The following is a 16721-nucleotide window of genomic DNA, read 5'->3' as shown; positions in this document are numbered from 1 at the left end:
CCCTATGCCCTACGCCCCAACCCGCCCCTTGAGCCTTCGCCCCTCCCATAGTAATCCCGGCCCATCAGAGCGCAGGAAACACCGATGGCTTCCGAATATCATCGCGGCGAGATGGACATCTCCGAGCAGACCTCGACCTATCATGCCGTGATGGGCCTGACGAAGTGGGGCTCGCTGGCCATCGCGACAGCCATTCTCATGCTGACGCTGTGGTTCTGCACGCCGGCCGGCTTCTTCGGCGGTCTGATCCCGGGCGTGGTGCTCGCGGTGCTCGGCATCGCCTTGCTCCGTGAAAAGAAGGCCGGCGGGCACTAAACCCTGCCAGGAATGGTGCGGCGCAGCATAGTTTTTCGCACCGCACCATCGACAGGCTCGACAAGGGGCAAGATCATCCCCTAAACAAGCTCTCCAGGGGCGCGACTCGAAACGCGCCCGGATGGGGAGTTCCATGCCAGTCATCGCCGTCACCCGCGAACGTCGAGCCGGTGAGACGCGGGTCGCCGCGACCCCAGAAACCGTCAAGAAGCTGATCGCCGCCGGCTGGTCCCTGACCGTCGAGGCCGGCGCCGGAACGACGGCCACCTTCCCCGACGCGGACTATGCCGCCGCCGGCGCCACGATCGCCAGATCGCTGAAGGACGCCGTCGGCAAGGCCGATGTGCTGTTCAAGGTGCGCGGGCCCGAGGCCGACGAGATCGCGGCCCTGAAGCCGGGCGCCATGGTCGTGGCCACCCTCAACCCCTACCAGGACCGCGCCACGCTCGAGGCGCTGGCCAAGGCGAAGGCCTCGGCCTTCGCCATGGAGTTCGTGCCCCGGATCACCCGGGCCCAGGTGATGGACGTGCTGTCCTCCCAGGCCAACCTCGCCGGCTACCGCGCCGTGATCGAAGGCGCCGAGGCCTATGGCCGCGCCATGCCGATGATGATGACCGCCGCCGGCACCGTCGCCGCGGCCAAGGTGTTCGTCATGGGCGTCGGTGTCGCCGGCCTGCAGGCCATCGCCACCGCCCGCCGTCTCGGCGCCGTGGTGACCGCCACGGACGTGCGTCCCGCCACGAAGGAACAGGTCGAGTCGCTCGGCGCCAAGTTCCTCGCCGTCGAGGACGAGGAGTTCAGGAACGCCCAGACCGCCGGCGGCTACGCCAAGGAGATGTCCAAGGAGTACCAGGCCAAACAGGCTGAGCTGGTCTCTTCGCACATCGCCAAACAGGACATCGTCATCACCACGGCCCTGATCCCCGGCCGGCCGGCGCCGCGCCTCGTCACCGCCGCCCAGGTGGCCTCGATGAAGCCCGGCTCGATCCTCGTCGACCTCGCCGTCGAACAGGGCGGCAACGTCGAGGGCGTCAAGCTCGGCCAGGTGTTCGAGACCGCCAACGGCGTGAAGATCCTCGGCATCCCCAACTTGCCCGGCCGCATCGCCGCCGACGCCTCGGCCCTCTATTCCCGCAACCTGATGGCCTTCGCCGTCCTGCTGCTGGACAAGGAAGGCAAGCTGGCCCCGGACCTGGAGGACGAGATCCTCAAGGCCGCGCTGGTCACGAAGGACGGCGCGATCGTCCATGAGCAACTGAAGGCGGCCCCCAAGGCCGCCGCCCCGGCGAAGTCCGCGCCCGCCAAGGCTGCTCCGGCGAAAGCCGCTGCCAAGCCGGCCACGAAAGCTCCGGCCGCAAAACCCGCTCCAAAGCCGGTTGCGAAGGTACCGGCCAAACCTGTCGCCACGAAAGCAGCGCCCAAGGTCGCCGCCAAGGCGCCCGCCAAGCCCAAGACTGCCGCCAAACCTGCTGCGAAGCCGGCCGCCAAGCCGGCTGCCAAGTCCGCCCCGAAGAAGAAATAGAGAGCGCGAGATGGAAACCGTCGTCGACCCCACCGTCTTCCGCCTGGCCATCTTCGTGCTGGCCATCTTCGTCGGCTATTACGTGGTCTGGAGCGTCACGCCCGCCCTGCACACCCCGCTGATGGCCGTGACCAACGCCATCTCCTCGGTGATCATCGTCGGGGCCCTGCTGGCCGCCGCCGCCCACGGCGGAAGCGCCGACCTCGCCGGCGGCGCCGGAACCCCGACCAACGTCTGGGTCTCCAAGGGCGCCGGCGCCCTGGCCGCCGCCTTCGCCGCGGTGAACATCTTCGGCGGCTTCCTGGTCACCCAGCGGATGCTGGCGATGTACAAGAAGAAAGAGCCCGCCAAGGGCAAGAGCGGCCATTGAGCGCGCGTTCGGGGGATCTGACATCATGAACGCCAACTTCGCCGCCATCGCCTACATCGTCTCGGGCGTGCTGTTCATTCTGGCGCTGCGGGGGCTGTCGAGCCCCGAGACCAGCCAGGCGGGCAACCGCAACGGCATGATCGGCATGGCCATCGCCGTCGGCGTGACCCTGCTGACGCTGTTCAGCCAGGGCGTGCTCGACGCCATCACCCTGGGCCTGATCGGCGCCGGTGTGGCGGTCGGCGGCGTGGTCGGGGCGATCATCGCCCGCCGCGTGGCCATGACCTCGATGCCGCAGCTGGTCGCCGCCTTCCACAGCCTGGTCGGCATGGCCGCCTGCCTCGTGGCCGTCGCCGCCATCTACACCCCCGCCGCCTACGGCATCGCCGAGCCGGACGGGACCATCCATATGCAGTCGCTGATCGAGCTGTCGCTCGGTCTGGCGATCGGCGCGATCACCTTCACCGGCTCGGTCATCGCCTTCGCCAAGCTGAACGGCAACATGAGCGGCGCGCCGATCCTGCTGCCGGCCCGCCACCTGCTGAACCTCGCCATCGCCGTGGCCATCGTCGGCCTGATCGTCGTTCTGGTGATGAGCGGCGGCGCGGCCATCTGGGCCTTCTGGGCGATCTTCGGCCTGGCCCTGCTGGTCGGCGTGACCCTGATCATCCCCATCGGCGGCGCCGACATGCCGGTCGTGGTCTCGATGCTCAACAGCTACTCCGGCTGGGCCGCCGCGGCGCTGGGCTTCACTCTGCAGAACGTGACGCTGATCATCACCGGCGCCCTGGTGGGCAGCTCGGGCGCGATCCTCAGCTACATCATGTGCAAGGCGATGAACCGCAGCTTCATCTCCGTGATCCTCGGCGGCTTCGGCGCCGATGACGCGGCGGCCGGCGCCGGCGGGGTGGTCGAGACCCGCCCCGTGAAGCAGGGCAGCGCCGAGGACGCGGCCTTCATCATGAAGAACGCGTCGAAGGTGATCATCGTCCCCGGCTACGGCATGGCCGTCAGCCAGGCCCAGCACGCGCTGCGCGAGATGGCCGACAAGCTGAAGGAAGAGGGCGTGGAGGTGAAGTACGCCATCCACCCCGTCGCCGGCCGCATGCCGGGCCACATGAACGTGCTCCTCGCGGAAGCGAACGTCCCCTACGACGAGGTCTTCGAGCTGGAGGACATCAACGCCGAGTTCCCCACCGCCGACGTGGCCTTCGTCATCGGGGCCAACGACGTGACCAACCCGGCCGCCAAGACCGACCCGACCAGCGCCATCTACGGCATGCCGATCCTCGACGTGGAAAAGGCCCGCACCGTGCTGTTCGTGAAGCGCGGCATGTCCAGCGGCTATGCCGGCGTCGAGAACGAACTGTTCTTCCGCGACAACACCATGATGCTGTTCGCCGACGCCAAGAAGATGGTCGAAGGGATCGTGAAGAACCTCTAGCGATCGAGGCGCATTATCGCGTCTGCTATGTCCTCAAATCGACCAAAGGCGTTCGCTTGCGCAGATCTGATTTCTGTTCGGCGGGCAAGCGCCTTTTGCCTCACGTCGAAGTCGGCGCTGTTCTTGTCCAACGATAGATCTTGGTATTCGTCGCCGAGGCTAGCGATTGTCCCGATGATGTCTCCGACTTGGCGCGGAAACAGCAAACGGGCCTTGCGAGATTTTTCCGCGAATTCTTTTTCAAGCGCTTGAGACGGCCCATCTCTAAGACGGGTCGCACGCATGTAGCGGCTCAATAGGGTGTAGAATTCGAAACGTCGGTCAAAGAGCTCCAACCGCAGGCGGAGCTTTTCGTTTTCAAGCTGGCGCTCTGTAATGGCTTGCTGCCTTATCCCAACGAACACTGCGGCACCAACGGCTAGAATCCCTGTTGTCAAGGTGGCGAACGCCTCCCAGCTGAAATCGCACCACGCAATTGGGCAGGTCATGTCGCTACTCTTCCCTGCCTGCCATCTGGTATTGAGTTCCCCATCGAGCGCTTGATGGAATGCTCCTTCGGGGGTCGGTTGAAGTCAAGGACAGCCCTGCGGGCTGCCGCGTCGCGGCGGGCGAAGCCCGTCCTTGAGTGCAACCGGCCCCCGAAATCATGCTCCGCCAAGCGATCAATGGCGGGCTCCCGCTCCGACCTAAGCAGCCGCCGTCACCGGCCGGAGCGTCCCCGCGGCTTCCATCTTCATCCGCGCATTGATCGGATCGATGTCGCAGCCATTCGGCCAGGTCGGGACGCCCATCTCGACGAAGACCCGCGCGAAGAAAGCCGGGTCACGCAGCGGCTCGGTCACCTCGCCCAGCCGCACGAACTCGCTCAGGTCGATGACGCCCATGGTGTCATCATCAAAGACGATCTCGAGTCGGAAGCCGTCGAGCGCCCTAACACGGCGCGCATCCACCATCTTGAACTCACTCATCGGCAAGCCCCTCGATCTTGAACGTCGGCAGTCCACTGGACGCCAAATCCCAATTGAGCATCAGGTCGGTCCGATTCTTCACAATCCATTCTAGCACAAACCGCGCCTGCCTGCGCGGCAGGGTCCCGGCGATGACCCGGCCGGTGGTCAGATCAAACAGAGCCTTTCGCCCTCCGTACGCGGCATGCAGATGCGGTGGCGCGTGATCGAAGAAGTTAATTCGGATCACGATTCCGAAGAAGACGGAGATGATTGGCATGGACATGGGCGTATTCTGTTGTGGTACACTTTAATCACGAATCTGGTGTAAACACCACTAATACGATACGCCCTTGATGCCGATTCCCACGGCCTTCCGCCTGCCCGCGCACAGCAACGCCGCACCCGCCAGAGTCTATCCTGGCCCTCCGGGGTTGCCTCGCGGGCCCGCAGAGAATAAACCCCGCGCCTCCCGGACATAATCTCGCCGGGTTGGGCCAGCATATCGCCGGCCTCAGTTCCATTGATCGTCGAAGCTGGTGCGTCAGACCTCGTCGCACCGTGCGTAAAGCTCGACATGAACCACGAGGCCGTTCCTTGTTGCGTGATTTGCTTGCCCGCGAGAGCCGCTTTCCGCCCCTGTTGGGCACCGGCCTCGCCGCTGTTCTGATGGGCGCCGTCGCCGTGGCGTCGGCTCATGCCAGCCTGCCGTCCCGCGAGGAAGCCGCCGCCCGTCTGGCGCCCGCCGAGGCGCCGGCTGCCGTGGCCAATCACCCCTCAATCGAGCAGGCCAAGTTCGCCTTTCTCGCCCCGCTCAACGGCTTCGCCGTCAACTCGCCGTTCGGCCTGCGCAAGATGCCCTGGGAAGAGGGCGGTCGCCTTCACGAGGGCGTCGACATCGCCGCGCCGGTCGGCACACCGGTTCGCGTCACCCTCGCCGGCACAGTGCTCCGCACCGGCGTCGACGGCGGCTACGGCCGCTTCGTCGAGGTCGCGCACGGCGACGGGCTGACGTCCCTGTACGCTCACCTCGGCCGCACGGCGCCCGGCCTCAAGGCGGGCATGGTCCTGCCGACCGGCTTTATCGTCGCCTATGTCGGGGATAGCGGTCGTTCGACCGGCTCGCACCTGCATTTCGAAATCCGCGACGGCGGACGGCCGCTCAATCCCGTCGTCTTCATGGGTCGAACCTTCGCCACCGCGGCCGACCTGCCGCTTCGCGACGCCGCGCGGGTTTCGCGTCTGGTGCGCGTCGCCCAGGTTTCCGACTGGCCCAAGGGCGTGGTCGCCCGACCGCGCGCCGAGGACCGGGTGGTGATGCTGAAGACGACCGCCGACGGCCGTATCCGCGCGACCATCCTGCCGTCGAACGACCCGGCCAAGATGCAGGCGCGGAACAGGGCGACCGCGCCGACGGCCGCCGAGGCCGCGGTCGCCGGCCCCCGTCCCGGCGACCTCCCCATCGGAACGGCCGCGACGACGGGCTAACGCGCGTCCGGGATCGCGAAACTCGGGCTGTAGCCGTAGGCCTTGTCGCAGCGGATCGACAGTTCGAGGATCGCCGACGTGTCGGCCGCCGTGCTGTTGATGCGATCGGCCGCCATCCGCATCTTGTAGGCCGTGAGATAGATGCCCGCCGCGCCCGTGTAGATGCCCGTGCCCTGATCCTTGGCCTTGAGCAGCGCCGCCTGCCGCGCCGCCCAGTCGATCTTCGTCAGATTGCTTCGCCCCAGCGCGGGCGACCAGGCCGACAATGCCGGAGCCTGATCGGCCAGCGCGCCGTAGGCCCCGGCGCATTGCGGAATGTCAGCCGGAATGGCGTCGTCGGCCATGGCGGCCCCGCCGAGCGTCGACAGGGCGGCGGCGAGACCCAGGATTGCGAGTCGCATGGGATGGAGTCCTTCTGTCCAGACGTCCCATCCGACCCTCTGCCCGCCCGGCGAGCATCCCCGAAAGGGGGGTAAACGCCTTTCTCTTGTGCGCGCTCTTCCTGTTTGGCCAGGCCTCCCTAGATTGGCTTGATGCTCAAGTTCGCCGGTCGCGGCGCGGCGGGTCTGATGCTCGCCCTGCTCGTGTTCATCGCCCTCGGAGGCCTCATGTCCGCCGCCAGTTCGACACCCCTGCGCGGCCGGATGATCGATATTGGCGGCCGGTCGCTGCACATGGTCTGCGCGGGGCCCGTTGACGGTCGCCCGGTCGTGGTCATGGAGGCCGGGGCCTTCGGTCTGTCGGCGGACTGGGGCGCGGTCCAGGCGCGGCTGGCGACGCACGGCGTGCGATCCTGCGCCTATGACCGGGCGGGGCTCGGGCAGTCCAATCCCGGTCCGCGGCCCCGCGACGGACTGGCCATCGCCGGCGACTTCGAAAAGATGCTGGCCGCCTCCGACGAGCCCGGCCCCTACATCTACGTCGGCCACTCGATGGCCGGCCTCTATGCGCGCCTGTTCGCCGGTCGCAACCCCGACAAGGTCGCGGGTCTCGTGCTGGTCGACGCCGCGACACCCGAGGCGGCCGATCTCCCGCGGGCTCGCCAGTTCATCGGCAGCTTCGGCGCCGCATCGCGCCTCGCCGGTTGGGGCGCCTCGGCCGGGCTGTTCAAGCCGGTCGCGCCGTGGATGGGCGACCGCATCGGCCTGCCGGCCGAAGCCGCCGTCGCCAAGCGCCGCGCCTTCGCCTCAGGACCGCACAACCGCTGGGCCGCCGAGGAGGTCACGCAATGGATGGCGGCCTCCGACCAGGCCGCCGCCCTGCCGCCCTACAATCCCGACTGGCCGGTAGCGGTCGTCACCGCCGGCCCCGTCGCCGGGCGCGAGGCGTGGAAGTCGTTCCAGACCGCGCCCGCCCGCGCCTCGTCACGGTCTTATGTCGCCAACATCGACGCCGCCGGCCACGCGACGTTGCTGGGCGAGGCCTTCGCCGACGAGATCGTGAAGGCCGTGCTGTTCGTTCGCGACGCGGCTCAGGTTACGCAGTAGGCGACGGTTTTCGATTTGCGGGGGTCCATGGACGCGGCGCTTGAACTTACCGGTGTGACCAAGCGCTACGGCGACTTCACCGCCGTGAACGACCTGTCCTTTAGCGCCCGACGCGGAAAGATCCTCGGCTTTCTCGGCCCGAACGGCGCGGGCAAGACCTCGACCCTGCGCATGGTGCTGGGGCTCGTGGCGCCGACGACCGGGACGATCAATGTGCTGGGCGCGAGCGACGCCCGGGCGGTGCGCGAGCGGATCGGCTTCCTGCCCGAAGAGCGCGGCCTCTATCGCCGGATGACGCCGATCGACGCCATCGCCTTTCTGGGCGGGCTCAAGGGTCTGGCCACCGGCGAGGCCAAGCGGCGCGCGGCCGTGCTGTTGGAGGCGCAGGGGCTCGGCCATGCCGCGAAGCGCCAGATCCGGCACCTGTCCAAGGGCATGGCCCAGAAGGTCCAGCTGATCAGCGCCATCGTTCACGAGCCGGAGCTGGTTATCCTCGACGAGCCGTTCAGCGGCCTCGACCCGGTCAACCAGCAGGCGCTGGAGGCGGTGATCCGCGGCCTGGCCGACCGGGGCGCGACGGTGATCTTCTCGACCCACGTCATGCAGCATGCCGAGCGGCTTTGCGATCACGTGGTTCTGCTGGCGCGAGGGTCGAAGGTGTTCGACGGGTCAATCGCGGAGGCGCGGGGTCATGCGGCCCGCTCGCTCGTGCTGGAAGGCGCCCTCGACGCGGCGGTGGTCGCCGCGCTGCCGGGCGTGGTCTCCGTCGTCCCCGAAACGCTCGACGACGGCGGAACCCGCTACACCGCCGCCCTCGGCAAGGGCGCGTCGGGCCAGGACGCCCTGCGCGCCGCCCTGTCAGGAGGCCACGACATCACCCGCTTCGACATGCGCGAGCCCAGCCTGCATGACGCCTTCATTGCCTTGACCGGCGGGGAGGCCAGCCAATGATGCGCCTTCTCCGCATCGCCGCGCGCGAATACGGCGCCTATGTCCGGACCGTCGGCTTCTGGCTGTCGATGCTGATGATGCCGGCCGTGGGGGCGATTTCCTTCGGCGCACCCGCCTGGTTCGAGAAGTCCGCGCCGCCGCCGGTCGTGGTTGTGATTGACCACAGCACGGCGGCCTATGCGGCTCCGGTTAGCCGAAGCCTCGAGGCTGTCGTCAAGGAGCAGCCCAGGGTCACCGTGCTTCCTCCGCCGGCCGTATCCGGCGAGGCCGAGGATGTCGCCATCCGGCGCTGGATGACCGAGGGCGTCGCGGGTCCGGCCAGTCGAAAGCCGACAGCCGTGGCCGTGATCCAGGGGACGGGCGATGATGTTCGTCTCGACTTCTGGAGCAGCAATCTCACAGACCGTTCGCTGGAACGTCGGACTTCCGCCGCTCTGGCGAGCGAGATGCAGGCGCGCCGGCTGGCGACGCTCGGTGTGGACGAAACCGCGCTCCGGAAGGCTCAGGCCCTGACGCCAACGGTCGTCTCGTTCTCGCCCAAGGCCGGCGCTGACGGGAAGGTCGGCCTTCGCGACCGCCTGCCCGGCATCGTCGGATTCGGCGCGGCGATGCTGCTGTGGATGATGATCTTCACCGGCGCCGGCATCCTGCTGAACAGCGTGATCGAGGAGAAGTCGAGCCGGGTGCTGGAGGTGCTGCTGGCCTCGGCCTCCGTCCCGGAAATCATGTTCGGCAAGATCCTCGGCGTCGCCGGGGTGACGCTGACGGTGTTGGCGGTCTGGGCCAGCGTCGGCGGCACGATCCTCGTGACGCTCAACCCCGGGGTCGCGGCGGACGTCTTCGCTGTCCTGACCTCCAACGGGCTAATCTTTTACTTCCTGTTCTATCTGGTCGGCGGCTACCTGATGTATGCGGCCATCTTCACCGCCATCGGCTCGTTCTGCGAGACCACGCGCGAAGCCCAGACCCTGCTCGGCCCGATCATGGCCCTGCTGACGATCCCCGTGCTGTTCCTGCCCCAGGCGATCAAGCGGCCGGACGCGCCTTTGCTGGAGACCCTGTCGTGGTTCCCGCCGTTCACGCCGTTCCTGATGACCGCCCGTGCGGCCAGTTCGCCGCCGCTGTGGCAGGTGCTGGGCACCGGCGCGCTGATGGCCGCGACGGTGGCGCTGGTGGTGTGGATCGCCGGCCGGGCCTTCAGGGCCGGCGCGTTGTCGACCGGCAAGATCGACCTGAAGGGGTTGGTGCTGCGGATCAGGGGCGGGGCGTAGTTCGATGCTCCCTTCTGGGGGAGCTGTCAGGCCGCAGGCCTGACTGAGGGGGTCCCCCGAGACCGGAGCGGACCCCCTCCGTCGCTGCTGCGCAGCGCCACCTCCCCCGATGGGGAGGATCAAACCAAAAGGGCCGCCCGATCGCTCGGACGGCCCTTTCGATAACTGGATCGGCCTGAAGCCTACCCGCGCGGGGCGGGCTTCTTCGGGGCGGCGATCAGGCCTTCACGCTGCAGGCGCTTGCGGGCCAGCTTGCGGGCGCGGCGAACCGCTTCGGCCTTTTGACGCGCGCGCTTTTCCGAAGGCTTTTCGTAAGCCACGTGCCGCTTCATTTCGCGGAACGAGCCTTCGCGTTGCATCTTCTTCTTCAGGGCTTTCAGCGCCTGGTCGACATTGTTGTCGCGGACGAAAATCTGAACCAGGGGAGACTCTCCTTCGTACGGCCCGCCGCTAGCCGTGCGGCATGGCGGACGAAATGATTGTATTGCCCCGGGAGAAGCCTCCCGTGGCGAGGCGCGCGAGATAGCAGAGGCGGGAAGGCTTGTCTATCGGCGACGGCGCGCTCCGGGCGGTGTAATGTAAGGCCATGATCGCATCCGACGACTGGGCCGTCCGCACCGAGCAGCAGGTTCTGGACGAAGCCCTAAAGCTGGCGCCCACGCGAGGCTGGGGGCAGGCGACGCTGCTGTCGGCCGCGAAGGCCCGCGGGCTGTCGGCCGGCGACGCCGAACTGTTGTTCCCCAACGGGCCGAAGGATCTGGCCGCGCTGCTCTCGCGCCGGCACGACGCCGTGGCGCTTGCCGCCCTGCCGGACCCGGCCACGCTGAAGATCCGCGAGCGCATCCGCGCCGCCGTCGTCGCCCGCCTCGACGCCGTCCAGGCCGACCGCGAGGCCGTGCGCCGCTGGGCCGGATTCCTGGCCCTGCCGACAAACCTGCCACTGGCCCTGCGCCTGCTTTGGGACAGCGCCGACGGCCTGTGGCGTTGGGCCGGCGACACGGCCACCGACGAGAACCACTACACCAAGCGCGCGATCCTCTCGGGCATCCTGATCCAGGTGACGGCGCTCGACCTGCAGCTGGGCCGGGTCGAGGCGCTGGCCGCGCTGGACGCCCGCATCCAGAACGTCATGGACTTCGAAAAGTGGAAGGCCGGTTTCAAGCCGTCCGACCTGGCGAAGGATTTCGTCGGGGCTCTGGCGAAAGTGCGGTTCGGGTAGAAGGTTAGGGAGTAGGGAGTAGGGAGTAGCAGAGGGATTGCACGCGCGATCTCCGCGCCTCAACTCGACTAATCCCTACTCCCTACTCCCTACTCCCTGCTTTCCAGCCGCTTCACCCGGTTCACATGCCCCATCTTCCGGCCGGGCCTCGGCTCGCCCTTGCCGTAGAGGTGCAGGCGCGCCTCGGGGTCCGCGGCCAACGTCGCCCAGTCCAGCACCTCGTCCCCCAGCAGGTTGGTCATCTCCACCGAGACCGCCGGTGTAGTGTCGCCCAGCGGCCAACCGGCGACCGCGCGAATATGCTGTTCGAACTGGTCGACCTCGCAGCCGTCCTGGGTCCAGTGGCCGGTGTTGTGTACCCGGGGCGCGATCTCGTTGACCAGCAGGGTTCCGTCGCCGAGGTCGAACAGCTCGATGCCCATGACGCCGACGTAGTCGAGCCGGCCCAGCACCTCGCCGGCGATCCGCTCGGCCTCGGCTTGCAGCGCCGGCGTGACCTTCGCCGGCGCGTAGGTGGTGCGCAGCACGCCACCCTCATGCACATTCTCGGACAGGGGGTAGAAGGCGGTCTCGCCGTCCCGGCCGCGCGCGGCGATGATGGACAGCTCCCGAACAAAGGCCGCCCGCGCCTCGAGAATCGAGGGCGCGCCGCCGACCGCCGCGAAGGCGGCTTCCGTCTCGTCCGCCGCCCGGATCCACGCCTGACCCTTGCCGTCATAGCCTTCACGGCGGGTCTTCAGCAGGGCGGGCAGGCCGATGCGGGGGAAGGCGGCCACGATGTCGGACGGCTGATCCACGGCCGCGAAGGGTACTGTCGGCGCACCGGCCTCGTTGAGGAACGTCTTTTCGGCTACCCGATCCTGGGCCACGGCGAGGGCCAGCGGGCCGGGCGCGGTCGGCGCGCCTAGCGCGTTCAGGGTCTCGACGGTCGCAGCCGGGACATTCTCGAACTCATAGGTGACCACATCAGCCAGCCCAGCCAACCGGGTCAGGGCGGCTGTGTCGTCGTAGGCCGCGACGATGGTCTCGCGGCTGACGCGGGAGGCGGGCGAGCCCTCGTCCGGCGTCAGGATGACCACATCCAGCCCCAGTCGGGCGGCCGACAGCGCCAGCATGCGGCCCAGCTGGCCGCCGCCGAGAATGCCGATGGTCGACCCTGGAGGCAGAGGAAAAGACATCAGTCCTCGACGGTCTCGGCCACGGCGTCGGTCTGGCTGGCGGCATAGGCCGCGACGCGCTCCGCCAGCAACGGGTCGGACAGCGCCAGAATGCGCGCGGCCAGCAGGCCGGCGTTCTTGGCCCCCGCCGCGCCGACGGCCAGCGTGCCCACCGGAATGCCGCCGGGCATCTGGACGATGGAGAGAAGGGAATCGAGGCCGTTCTGCAGCTTGCTCTCCACCGGGACGCCCAGCACCGGAAGATCGGTCATGGACGCGGTCATGCCCGGCAGGTGCGCAGCGCCGCCCGCACCCGCGATGATCACCCGAAACCCGGCGGCCTTGGCCCCGCGAGCGAAGGCGAACATCCGGTCGGGCGTGCGGTGGGCGGAGACGACCTTGGCCTCGTAGGCCACGCCGAGCGCGTCGAGCGCATCGGCCGCGTGCTTCATCGTTGGCCAGTCTGAGCGGCTGCCCATGATGATGGCGACCGGCGGGCTTGCGCTCATTTCGATGTCATCCCCTGTCCAGCGCGCTGGAAATCCCTTGCCCGGAGCCATCCCGCTTAGCGGGATCGGCTCCTCTTTCCTAGAAATAGTGAGCGCGATGGTCGCCGAAACCGGCGTCCACTTTCGGCTATCGCGCTCACGGAAGGCCGCGGAGTATAGGCGCCGCTTGTGACGCCGCAACCGATGCGTCAGATTCCCATACGGGCGGGTAACACGGTATGATTCTCACATGAAGATCGGTGGCGCACGAGCTGAGTCGTTTTCCGCGATCCGCAAGCGCGCGCTCGCGCAGGCGGGCGCGCAGGCGACGTCGTCGGCCGCCCCGGCCGACAAGACCGCCTTCCTCGGTCTCACCGAAGCGGACCTGACCCCGGCCGTCCAGGGCGCGATCAAGACGCTGCTGACCGAGGTGGACGATCTGCGTGGCGAGGTCTCGCGCCTGAAGGGCCGCCTCAGTGAAGTTGAAGCCCTGGCCGACCGCGACGTGCTGACCCCGCTGCTCAATCGCCGGGCCTTCGTGCGCGAGTTGCACCGTGTCGGCGCCTTTTCGGCGCGCTATGGCTCGCCGGCCAGCCTGGTCTATTTCGACCTCGACGGGTTCAAGGCGGTCAACGACCGATTCGGCCATGCCGCCGGCGACGCCGCCTTGCGCGAGGTCGCCGACCGTTTGCTGGCCAATACCCGCGAAACCGACGTGGTCGGTCGCCTCGGCGGTGACGAGTTCGCCGTCATCCTCGTTCAGACCGACATGGAAACCGCCGGCGCCAAGGCCGAGACCCTGCGCAAGGTCATTGAGGATACGCCGATGAACCTCGGCGACTGGTCCGCCCCGATCCGGGTCAGCTATGGCATTCGCCCCGTCGAGCCCGGCGCGGATCCCGAGACCGCCCTGGCCGAGGCCGACGCGGCGATGTTCGTGCGCAAGCGCTCCAAGGCCTAGCGGCCGCACTGGCGTCGGCGCCCCCGCCGCGCTACCCACTTTCCATGGCGCGCAACAAGCAACCGGAATTCGAGATCTCCGTCGGCGGGGAGGCCTATGTCTGGCGGCTTCAACGCCGCCCGCAGTGGTCCAGCGACACCAACGCCTTCCAGGGCATGGCCATCGCCGTGCGGCATTCGGAGGGGCAGCGCGAGGCGGTGCTGGAGTTTCCGGCCGGGCCGCAGCCCCGCTACGGCGCGCCGATGCTCAAGCCCGAGATGATCAATCCCGACCTGGTGGCGACGGGAATCGCCTCTGCCATCGAGGCGGGCTGGGAGCCTCACTCGCGCGGCAAGACGGTGGCCATTGTCGTGGATGCGACGGGCGGCTGATCCGGCGGCCTGACGTCAGGGCCGCAGGATTTTCGACATCGCCTTGCCCCTGGCCAGCTCGTCGATGAGTTTGTCGAGATAGCGGATCTCGCGCATCAGCGGGTCGGCGACCTCTTCGACGCGCACGCCGCAGACAACGCCGGTGATCTTCGTCCGGTCAGGATTCAACGGGACTTCCGCGAAGAATGTCTGGAAATCCGTTTCGGCCGCGAGATGACCTTCGAGCCCTTCCTGGCTGAGGCCGGTCATCCAGCGGATGATCTCGTCGACCTCCTCCCGGGTTCGCCCCTTCCGCTCCGCCTTGGCGATGTAGGCCGTATGCACCCTGGCGAACGGCATGGCGAAGATGCGGTGTCCGGTCATGGGCGTCTCCATCGTCCAGGCCGTCTCACGGCGGACCGCGTCTGATGTCTCGATGAGCATCTTTGCTCCGACGGGACCTTCGTCAAGGACGGGCCCGCAGGGCCTGCCCACGCTTCTCATGACTCACATCAACGCGCCCGGCGCCGCAACCGCGCTCTTTGCCAGCCGTTAGCAGGCTCCATACAAGAGAGAGAACGCGCGATGATCCTTCCCACAGGCGCCACGGTGGCCGTCGTCGACGGCGGCAAGCTCGTGATGTTCCACAACACCGGCCACGAGGCGGTGAAGCTTGAAGCCCTGCCGACGCCGGCCGTCGCGAAGGGCGCGGTTTCAACCGGTCATCACGCCAGTTCCGCCAACCCGGATCACGATGCGCATGGCGAGGACGGCTTCGCGGCCGGCGTCGCGGCGATGCTTAACGCCCAGGCCCTGTCGGGCAAGCTCGGCGAGCTGGTGGTGATCGCCGCGCCGAAGACGCTCGGCGAGCTGCGCAAGCACTGGCACAAGGCGTTGCAGGCCAAACTGATCGGCGAGATCGCCAAGGACCTCACCGGCCAGTCACCAGACCACATCGCCGCGGCGATCCTGCACGCGTGATTGCGCTCAGCCTCTCCCGGAGGGAGAGGTGGCCCGGCGGTGCCGGGTCGGAGAGGGAGGAACTGCTGTCGGCGGGCCTTCCGGCTCCTTCGGCGCATCCCTCTCCACCACCCTCCGGGTGGTCCCCCTCCCCCACAGGGGGAGGGACGTAGCCTAGAACACCAGCGCGCGGGCTTCCTTGACGTGCGGCAGGGCCTGGATGCGGGCCAGCAAGGCGGCGTCCGGAGCCTGATCGACGCCGACCAGGGCGATGGCGTCGGCGTCGGCGCTGACCCGGCCGAGGTTGAAGGTGGCGATGTTGACGCCCGCCTCGCCCAGAAGCATGCCGAGCGCGCCGATGAAGCCCGGCTTGTCGAGGTTGTTGACGTAGAGCATGGCCGGCGAGAAGGCCGCGTCCAGGTCCATGCCCTTGACCTCGACGATGCGCGGCGCGCCGCCGATCACCGTGCCGGCGAAGGAGCGCTTGCCCTTCTCGGTGGTGATGGTGATGCGCATCAGGCTCTCATAGACCGGGCTCTGCTCCTGGCGGCTCTCGGAGACGACGATGCCGCGCTCCTTGGCCACGGCCGGAGCCGAGACCATGTTGATCTCCGCCAGCATCGGCCGCAGGACGCCGGCGAGGGCGGCGCTGGTCATCGGCTTGACGTTCAGGGCCGCAACCTCGCCCTCGTAGGCGATGTCGATGGTGGTGATGCCGAAATCGACCATCTGGCCGGCGAAGGCGCCGATCTTCTCGGCCAGGGCCACGAAGGGCTTCAGGCGCGGGGCTTCCTCGGCCGTGATCGACGGGCTGTTCAGGGCGTTGGTCACGGCGCCGGTCAGCAGATAGTCGCTCATCTGCTCGGCGACCTGAAGGGCGACGTTCTCCTGCGCCTCGTTGGTGCTGGCTCCCAGGTGCGGGGTGGCCACGACCTTGTCGCTGCCGAACAAGGGGTTTTCCTTGGCCGGCTCGGTGACGAACACGTCGAAGCCGGCGCCGCCGATGTGGCCGCTGTCGAGCAGTTCGCGCAGGGCGACTTCATCGACAAGACCGCCGCGCGCGCAGTTGACGATCAGCACGCCCTTCTTGGTCTTCGCCAGGGCCTCGGCCGACAGGATGTTGCGGGTCTTGTCAGTCAGGGGCGTGTGCAGGGTGATGATATCGGCCCGGGCCAGCAGGTCTTCCAGCTCCACCTTCTCGACGCCGATCTCGATGGCCCGTTCCGGCGACAGGAAGGGGTCGAAGGCGATGACCTTCATCTTCAGGCCCTGGGCCCGGTCGGCGACGATCGAGCCGATGTTGCCGGCCCCGATCAGGCCCAGCGTCTTGGCGTAGAGCTCCACGCCCATGAAGCGGTTCTTCTCCCACTTGCCGGCCTGGGTGGAGGCGTCGGCGGCGGGCATCTGGCGGGCCAGGGCGAACATCATGGCGATGGCGTGCTCGGCGGTGGTGATCGAGTTGCCGAAAGGGGTGTTCATCACAACGATGCCCTTGGCGGTGGCGGCGGGGATGTCGACGTTGTCGACCCCGATGCCGGCCCGGGCGATGACCTGCAGCCTGTTGGCGGCGGCGATCACGTCCTTGTCGAGCTTGGCGCCCGAGCGGATGGCGATGCCGTCGTAGTCGCCGATGACGGCGATCAGTTCGTCCTTGGTCAGGCCGGTCTTGATGTCGAAGTCGACGCCGCGGGTCTTGAAGATATCGACGGCGGCGGGGCTGAGCTTGTCAGCGATGAGAACGCGGGGAGCCATGGTGTGGGATCTTTCTTCTCCCTTCCCCCTCGATGGGGG

Annotated in this window: 21 protein-coding genes; 12 read left to right on the top strand and 9 right to left on the bottom strand. The window is 67.9% G+C overall.

The annotated features are described in order from the left end of the window. Positions 1 to 84: 84 nt before the first annotated feature. From ACODSL_RS05800 to ACODSL_RS05785, 4 genes are all read left to right on the top strand, one after another. Positions 85 to 315 (top strand): aa3-type cytochrome c oxidase subunit IV, encoded by a 231-nt coding sequence (locus ACODSL_RS05800; protein ID WP_488899684.1) that lies wholly within the window; start codon positions 85 to 87, stop codon positions 313 to 315. A gap of 133 nt (positions 316 to 448) precedes the next feature. Next, complete coding sequence (locus ACODSL_RS05795; RefSeq protein ID WP_488899683.1) at positions 449 to 1837, top strand: Re/Si-specific NAD(P)(+) transhydrogenase subunit alpha; 1389 nt, start codon at positions 449 to 451, stop codon at positions 1835 to 1837. Between the two features lie 10 nt (positions 1838 to 1847). Further along, complete coding sequence (locus ACODSL_RS05790) at positions 1848 to 2207, top strand: proton-translocating transhydrogenase family protein (RefSeq protein WP_488899682.1); 360 nt, start codon at positions 1848 to 1850, stop codon at positions 2205 to 2207. Positions 2208 to 2232: 25 nt separating this feature from the next. After that, the gene (locus tag ACODSL_RS05785; protein WP_488899681.1) at positions 2233 to 3651 is read left to right on the top strand and encodes an NAD(P)(+) transhydrogenase (Re/Si-specific) subunit beta; all 1419 of its coding nucleotides are present in this window, start codon (positions 2233 to 2235) and stop codon (positions 3649 to 3651) included. Here the strand turns inward: ACODSL_RS05785 and ACODSL_RS05780 are convergent. From ACODSL_RS05780 to ACODSL_RS05770, 3 genes are all read right to left on the bottom strand, one after another. Then, on the bottom strand, positions 3648 to 4139 hold the full coding sequence (locus tag ACODSL_RS05780; protein ID WP_488899680.1) for a hypothetical protein: 492 nt from the start codon (positions 4137 to 4139) through the stop codon (positions 3648 to 3650). The genes ACODSL_RS05785 and ACODSL_RS05780 overlap by 4 nt on opposite strands. Before the next feature lie 198 nt (positions 4140 to 4337). After that, the gene (locus ACODSL_RS05775) at positions 4338 to 4619 is read right to left on the bottom strand and encodes a DUF2442 domain-containing protein (protein WP_488899679.1); all 282 of its coding nucleotides are present in this window, start codon (positions 4617 to 4619) and stop codon (positions 4338 to 4340) included. Next, the gene (locus tag ACODSL_RS05770) at positions 4612 to 4884 is read right to left on the bottom strand and encodes a DUF4160 domain-containing protein (RefSeq protein WP_488899678.1); all 273 of its coding nucleotides are present in this window, start codon (positions 4882 to 4884) and stop codon (positions 4612 to 4614) included. Before ACODSL_RS05770 ends, ACODSL_RS05775 begins: the two co-directional genes overlap by 8 nt. A gap of 314 nt (positions 4885 to 5198) precedes the next feature. Here ACODSL_RS05770 and ACODSL_RS05765 point away from each other — a divergent pair, with 314 nt between their 5' ends. Continuing rightward, entirely contained in the window at positions 5199 to 6086 is an 888-nt protein-coding gene (locus ACODSL_RS05765) for a M23 family metallopeptidase (protein ID WP_488899677.1), read from the top strand. Here ACODSL_RS05765 and ACODSL_RS05760 read toward each other — a convergent pair. Further along, positions 6083 to 6487, bottom strand: a complete 405-nt coding sequence (locus ACODSL_RS05760) for a hypothetical protein (RefSeq protein WP_488899676.1) — start codon at positions 6485 to 6487, stop codon at positions 6083 to 6085. The genes ACODSL_RS05765 and ACODSL_RS05760 overlap by 4 nt on opposite strands. 132 nt (positions 6488 to 6619) lie before the next feature. On the opposite strand from ACODSL_RS05760, the gene ACODSL_RS05755 reads away from it, so the two are divergent. Genes ACODSL_RS05755 through ACODSL_RS05745 form a run of 3 tightly spaced genes read left to right on the top strand, consistent with a single transcriptional unit; the run spans position 6620 to position 9795 of the window. Then, on the top strand, positions 6620 to 7573 hold the full coding sequence (locus tag ACODSL_RS05755; RefSeq protein WP_488899675.1) for an alpha/beta fold hydrolase: 954 nt from the start codon (positions 6620 to 6622) through the stop codon (positions 7571 to 7573). A gap of 27 nt (positions 7574 to 7600) precedes the next feature. Beyond that, entirely contained in the window at positions 7601 to 8524 is a 924-nt protein-coding gene (locus tag ACODSL_RS05750) for an ABC transporter ATP-binding protein (protein ID WP_488899674.1), read from the top strand. Continuing rightward, positions 8521 to 9795, top strand: a complete 1275-nt coding sequence (locus tag ACODSL_RS05745; protein ID WP_488899673.1) for an ABC transporter permease — start codon at positions 8521 to 8523, stop codon at positions 9793 to 9795. Before ACODSL_RS05750 ends, ACODSL_RS05745 begins: the two co-directional genes overlap by 4 nt. Before the next feature lie 182 nt (positions 9796 to 9977). On the opposite strand, the gene rpsU is transcribed toward ACODSL_RS05745, so the two are convergent. Beyond that, positions 9978 to 10217 (bottom strand): 30S ribosomal protein S21, encoded by a 240-nt coding sequence (gene rpsU, locus ACODSL_RS05740; RefSeq protein WP_488899740.1) that lies wholly within the window; start codon positions 10215 to 10217, stop codon positions 9978 to 9980. A gap of 164 nt (positions 10218 to 10381) precedes the next feature. Between rpsU and ACODSL_RS05735 the strand changes: the two genes are divergently transcribed. After that, positions 10382 to 11014: a COQ9 family protein gene (locus ACODSL_RS05735; protein WP_488899672.1), complete on the top strand. Its 633-nt coding sequence runs from the start codon at positions 10382 to 10384 to the stop codon at positions 11012 to 11014. An 89-nt stretch (positions 11015 to 11103) separates the two neighbouring features. Here the strand turns inward: ACODSL_RS05735 and ACODSL_RS05730 are convergent, their stop codons facing one another. Continuing rightward, a complete protein-coding gene (locus ACODSL_RS05730; protein ID WP_488899739.1) occupies positions 11104 to 12195 on the bottom strand; it encodes a 5-(carboxyamino)imidazole ribonucleotide synthase in 1092 nt (363 codons plus the stop codon). Then, positions 12192 to 12680 (bottom strand): 5-(carboxyamino)imidazole ribonucleotide mutase, encoded by a 489-nt coding sequence (gene purE / locus ACODSL_RS05725; protein WP_488899671.1) that lies wholly within the window; start codon positions 12678 to 12680, stop codon positions 12192 to 12194. Before purE ends, ACODSL_RS05730 begins: the two co-directional genes overlap by 4 nt. 229 nt (positions 12681 to 12909) lie before the next feature. Here purE and ACODSL_RS05720 point away from each other — a divergent pair, with 229 nt between their 5' ends. After that, positions 12910 to 13620 carry a GGDEF domain-containing protein gene (locus tag ACODSL_RS05720; protein ID WP_488899670.1) on the top strand — a complete coding sequence of 237 codons (711 nt, stop codon included), beginning with the start codon at positions 12910 to 12912 and terminating at the stop codon, positions 13618 to 13620. A 44-nt stretch (positions 13621 to 13664) separates the two neighbouring features. Beyond that, a complete protein-coding gene (locus ACODSL_RS05715) occupies positions 13665 to 13991 on the top strand; it encodes a hypothetical protein (RefSeq protein WP_488899669.1) in 327 nt (108 codons plus the stop codon). Between the two features lie 15 nt (positions 13992 to 14006). Here the strand turns inward: ACODSL_RS05715 and ACODSL_RS05710 are convergent, their stop codons facing one another. After that, complete coding sequence (locus ACODSL_RS05710; RefSeq protein ID WP_488899668.1) at positions 14007 to 14414, bottom strand: DUF2200 domain-containing protein; 408 nt, start codon at positions 14412 to 14414, stop codon at positions 14007 to 14009. A 141-nt stretch (positions 14415 to 14555) separates the two neighbouring features. On the opposite strand from ACODSL_RS05710, the gene ACODSL_RS05705 reads away from it, so the two are divergent. Continuing rightward, positions 14556 to 14951, top strand: a complete 396-nt coding sequence (locus tag ACODSL_RS05705) for a host attachment family protein (protein WP_488899667.1) — start codon at positions 14556 to 14558, stop codon at positions 14949 to 14951. A gap of 153 nt (positions 14952 to 15104) precedes the next feature. Here the strand turns inward: ACODSL_RS05705 and serA are convergent, their stop codons facing one another. Next, positions 15105 to 16682 (bottom strand): phosphoglycerate dehydrogenase, encoded by a 1578-nt coding sequence (gene serA / locus ACODSL_RS05700; RefSeq protein ID WP_488899666.1) that lies wholly within the window; start codon positions 16680 to 16682, stop codon positions 15105 to 15107. Positions 16683 to 16721 lie beyond the last annotated feature (39 nt).

The organism is Caulobacter sp. FG121 (assembly GCF_057809815.1).
The sequence above is the reverse complement of the archived record's forward strand: the minus strand, read 5'-3'. Positions and strand labels throughout refer to the sequence as shown.

Excerpts from the sequence above, each read along its gene's own strand:
- serA (WP_488899666.1), bottom strand. The coding sequence starts at position 16,682 with ATGGCTCCCCGCGTTCTCATCGCTGACAAGCTCAGCCCCGCCGCCGTC.
- ACODSL_RS05760 (WP_488899676.1), bottom strand. The coding sequence starts at position 6,487 with ATGCGACTCGCAATCCTGGGTCTCGCCGCCGCCCTGTCGACGCTCGGC.
- ACODSL_RS05750 (WP_488899674.1), top strand. The coding sequence starts at position 7,601 with ATGGACGCGGCGCTTGAACTTACCGGTGTGACCAAGCGCTACGGCGAC.
- ACODSL_RS05755 (WP_488899675.1), top strand. The coding sequence starts at position 6,620 with ATGCTCAAGTTCGCCGGTCGCGGCGCGGCGGGTCTGATGCTCGCCCTG.
- ACODSL_RS05795 (WP_488899683.1), top strand. The coding sequence starts at position 449 with ATGCCAGTCATCGCCGTCACCCGCGAACGTCGAGCCGGTGAGACGCGG.
- ACODSL_RS05715 (WP_488899669.1), top strand. The coding sequence starts at position 13,665 with ATGGCGCGCAACAAGCAACCGGAATTCGAGATCTCCGTCGGCGGGGAG.
- ACODSL_RS05790 (WP_488899682.1), top strand. The coding sequence starts at position 1,848 with ATGGAAACCGTCGTCGACCCCACCGTCTTCCGCCTGGCCATCTTCGTG.
- ACODSL_RS05785 (WP_488899681.1), top strand. The coding sequence starts at position 2,233 with ATGAACGCCAACTTCGCCGCCATCGCCTACATCGTCTCGGGCGTGCTG.
- ACODSL_RS05735 (WP_488899672.1), top strand. The coding sequence starts at position 10,382 with ATGATCGCATCCGACGACTGGGCCGTCCGCACCGAGCAGCAGGTTCTG.
- ACODSL_RS05780 (WP_488899680.1), bottom strand. The coding sequence starts at position 4,139 with ATGACCTGCCCAATTGCGTGGTGCGATTTCAGCTGGGAGGCGTTCGCC.
- ACODSL_RS05705 (WP_488899667.1), top strand. The coding sequence starts at position 14,556 with ATGATCCTTCCCACAGGCGCCACGGTGGCCGTCGTCGACGGCGGCAAG.
- ACODSL_RS05800 (WP_488899684.1), top strand. The coding sequence starts at position 85 with ATGGCTTCCGAATATCATCGCGGCGAGATGGACATCTCCGAGCAGACC.
- ACODSL_RS05710 (WP_488899668.1), bottom strand. The coding sequence starts at position 14,414 with ATGCTCATCGAGACATCAGACGCGGTCCGCCGTGAGACGGCCTGGACG.
- ACODSL_RS05775 (WP_488899679.1), bottom strand. The coding sequence starts at position 4,619 with ATGAGTGAGTTCAAGATGGTGGATGCGCGCCGTGTTAGGGCGCTCGAC.
- purE (WP_488899671.1), bottom strand. The coding sequence starts at position 12,680 with ATGAGCGCAAGCCCGCCGGTCGCCATCATCATGGGCAGCCGCTCAGAC.
- ACODSL_RS05745 (WP_488899673.1), top strand. The coding sequence starts at position 8,521 with ATGATGCGCCTTCTCCGCATCGCCGCGCGCGAATACGGCGCCTATGTC.
- ACODSL_RS05770 (WP_488899678.1), bottom strand. The coding sequence starts at position 4,884 with ATGTCCATGCCAATCATCTCCGTCTTCTTCGGAATCGTGATCCGAATT.
- ACODSL_RS05720 (WP_488899670.1), top strand. The coding sequence starts at position 12,910 with ATGAAGATCGGTGGCGCACGAGCTGAGTCGTTTTCCGCGATCCGCAAG.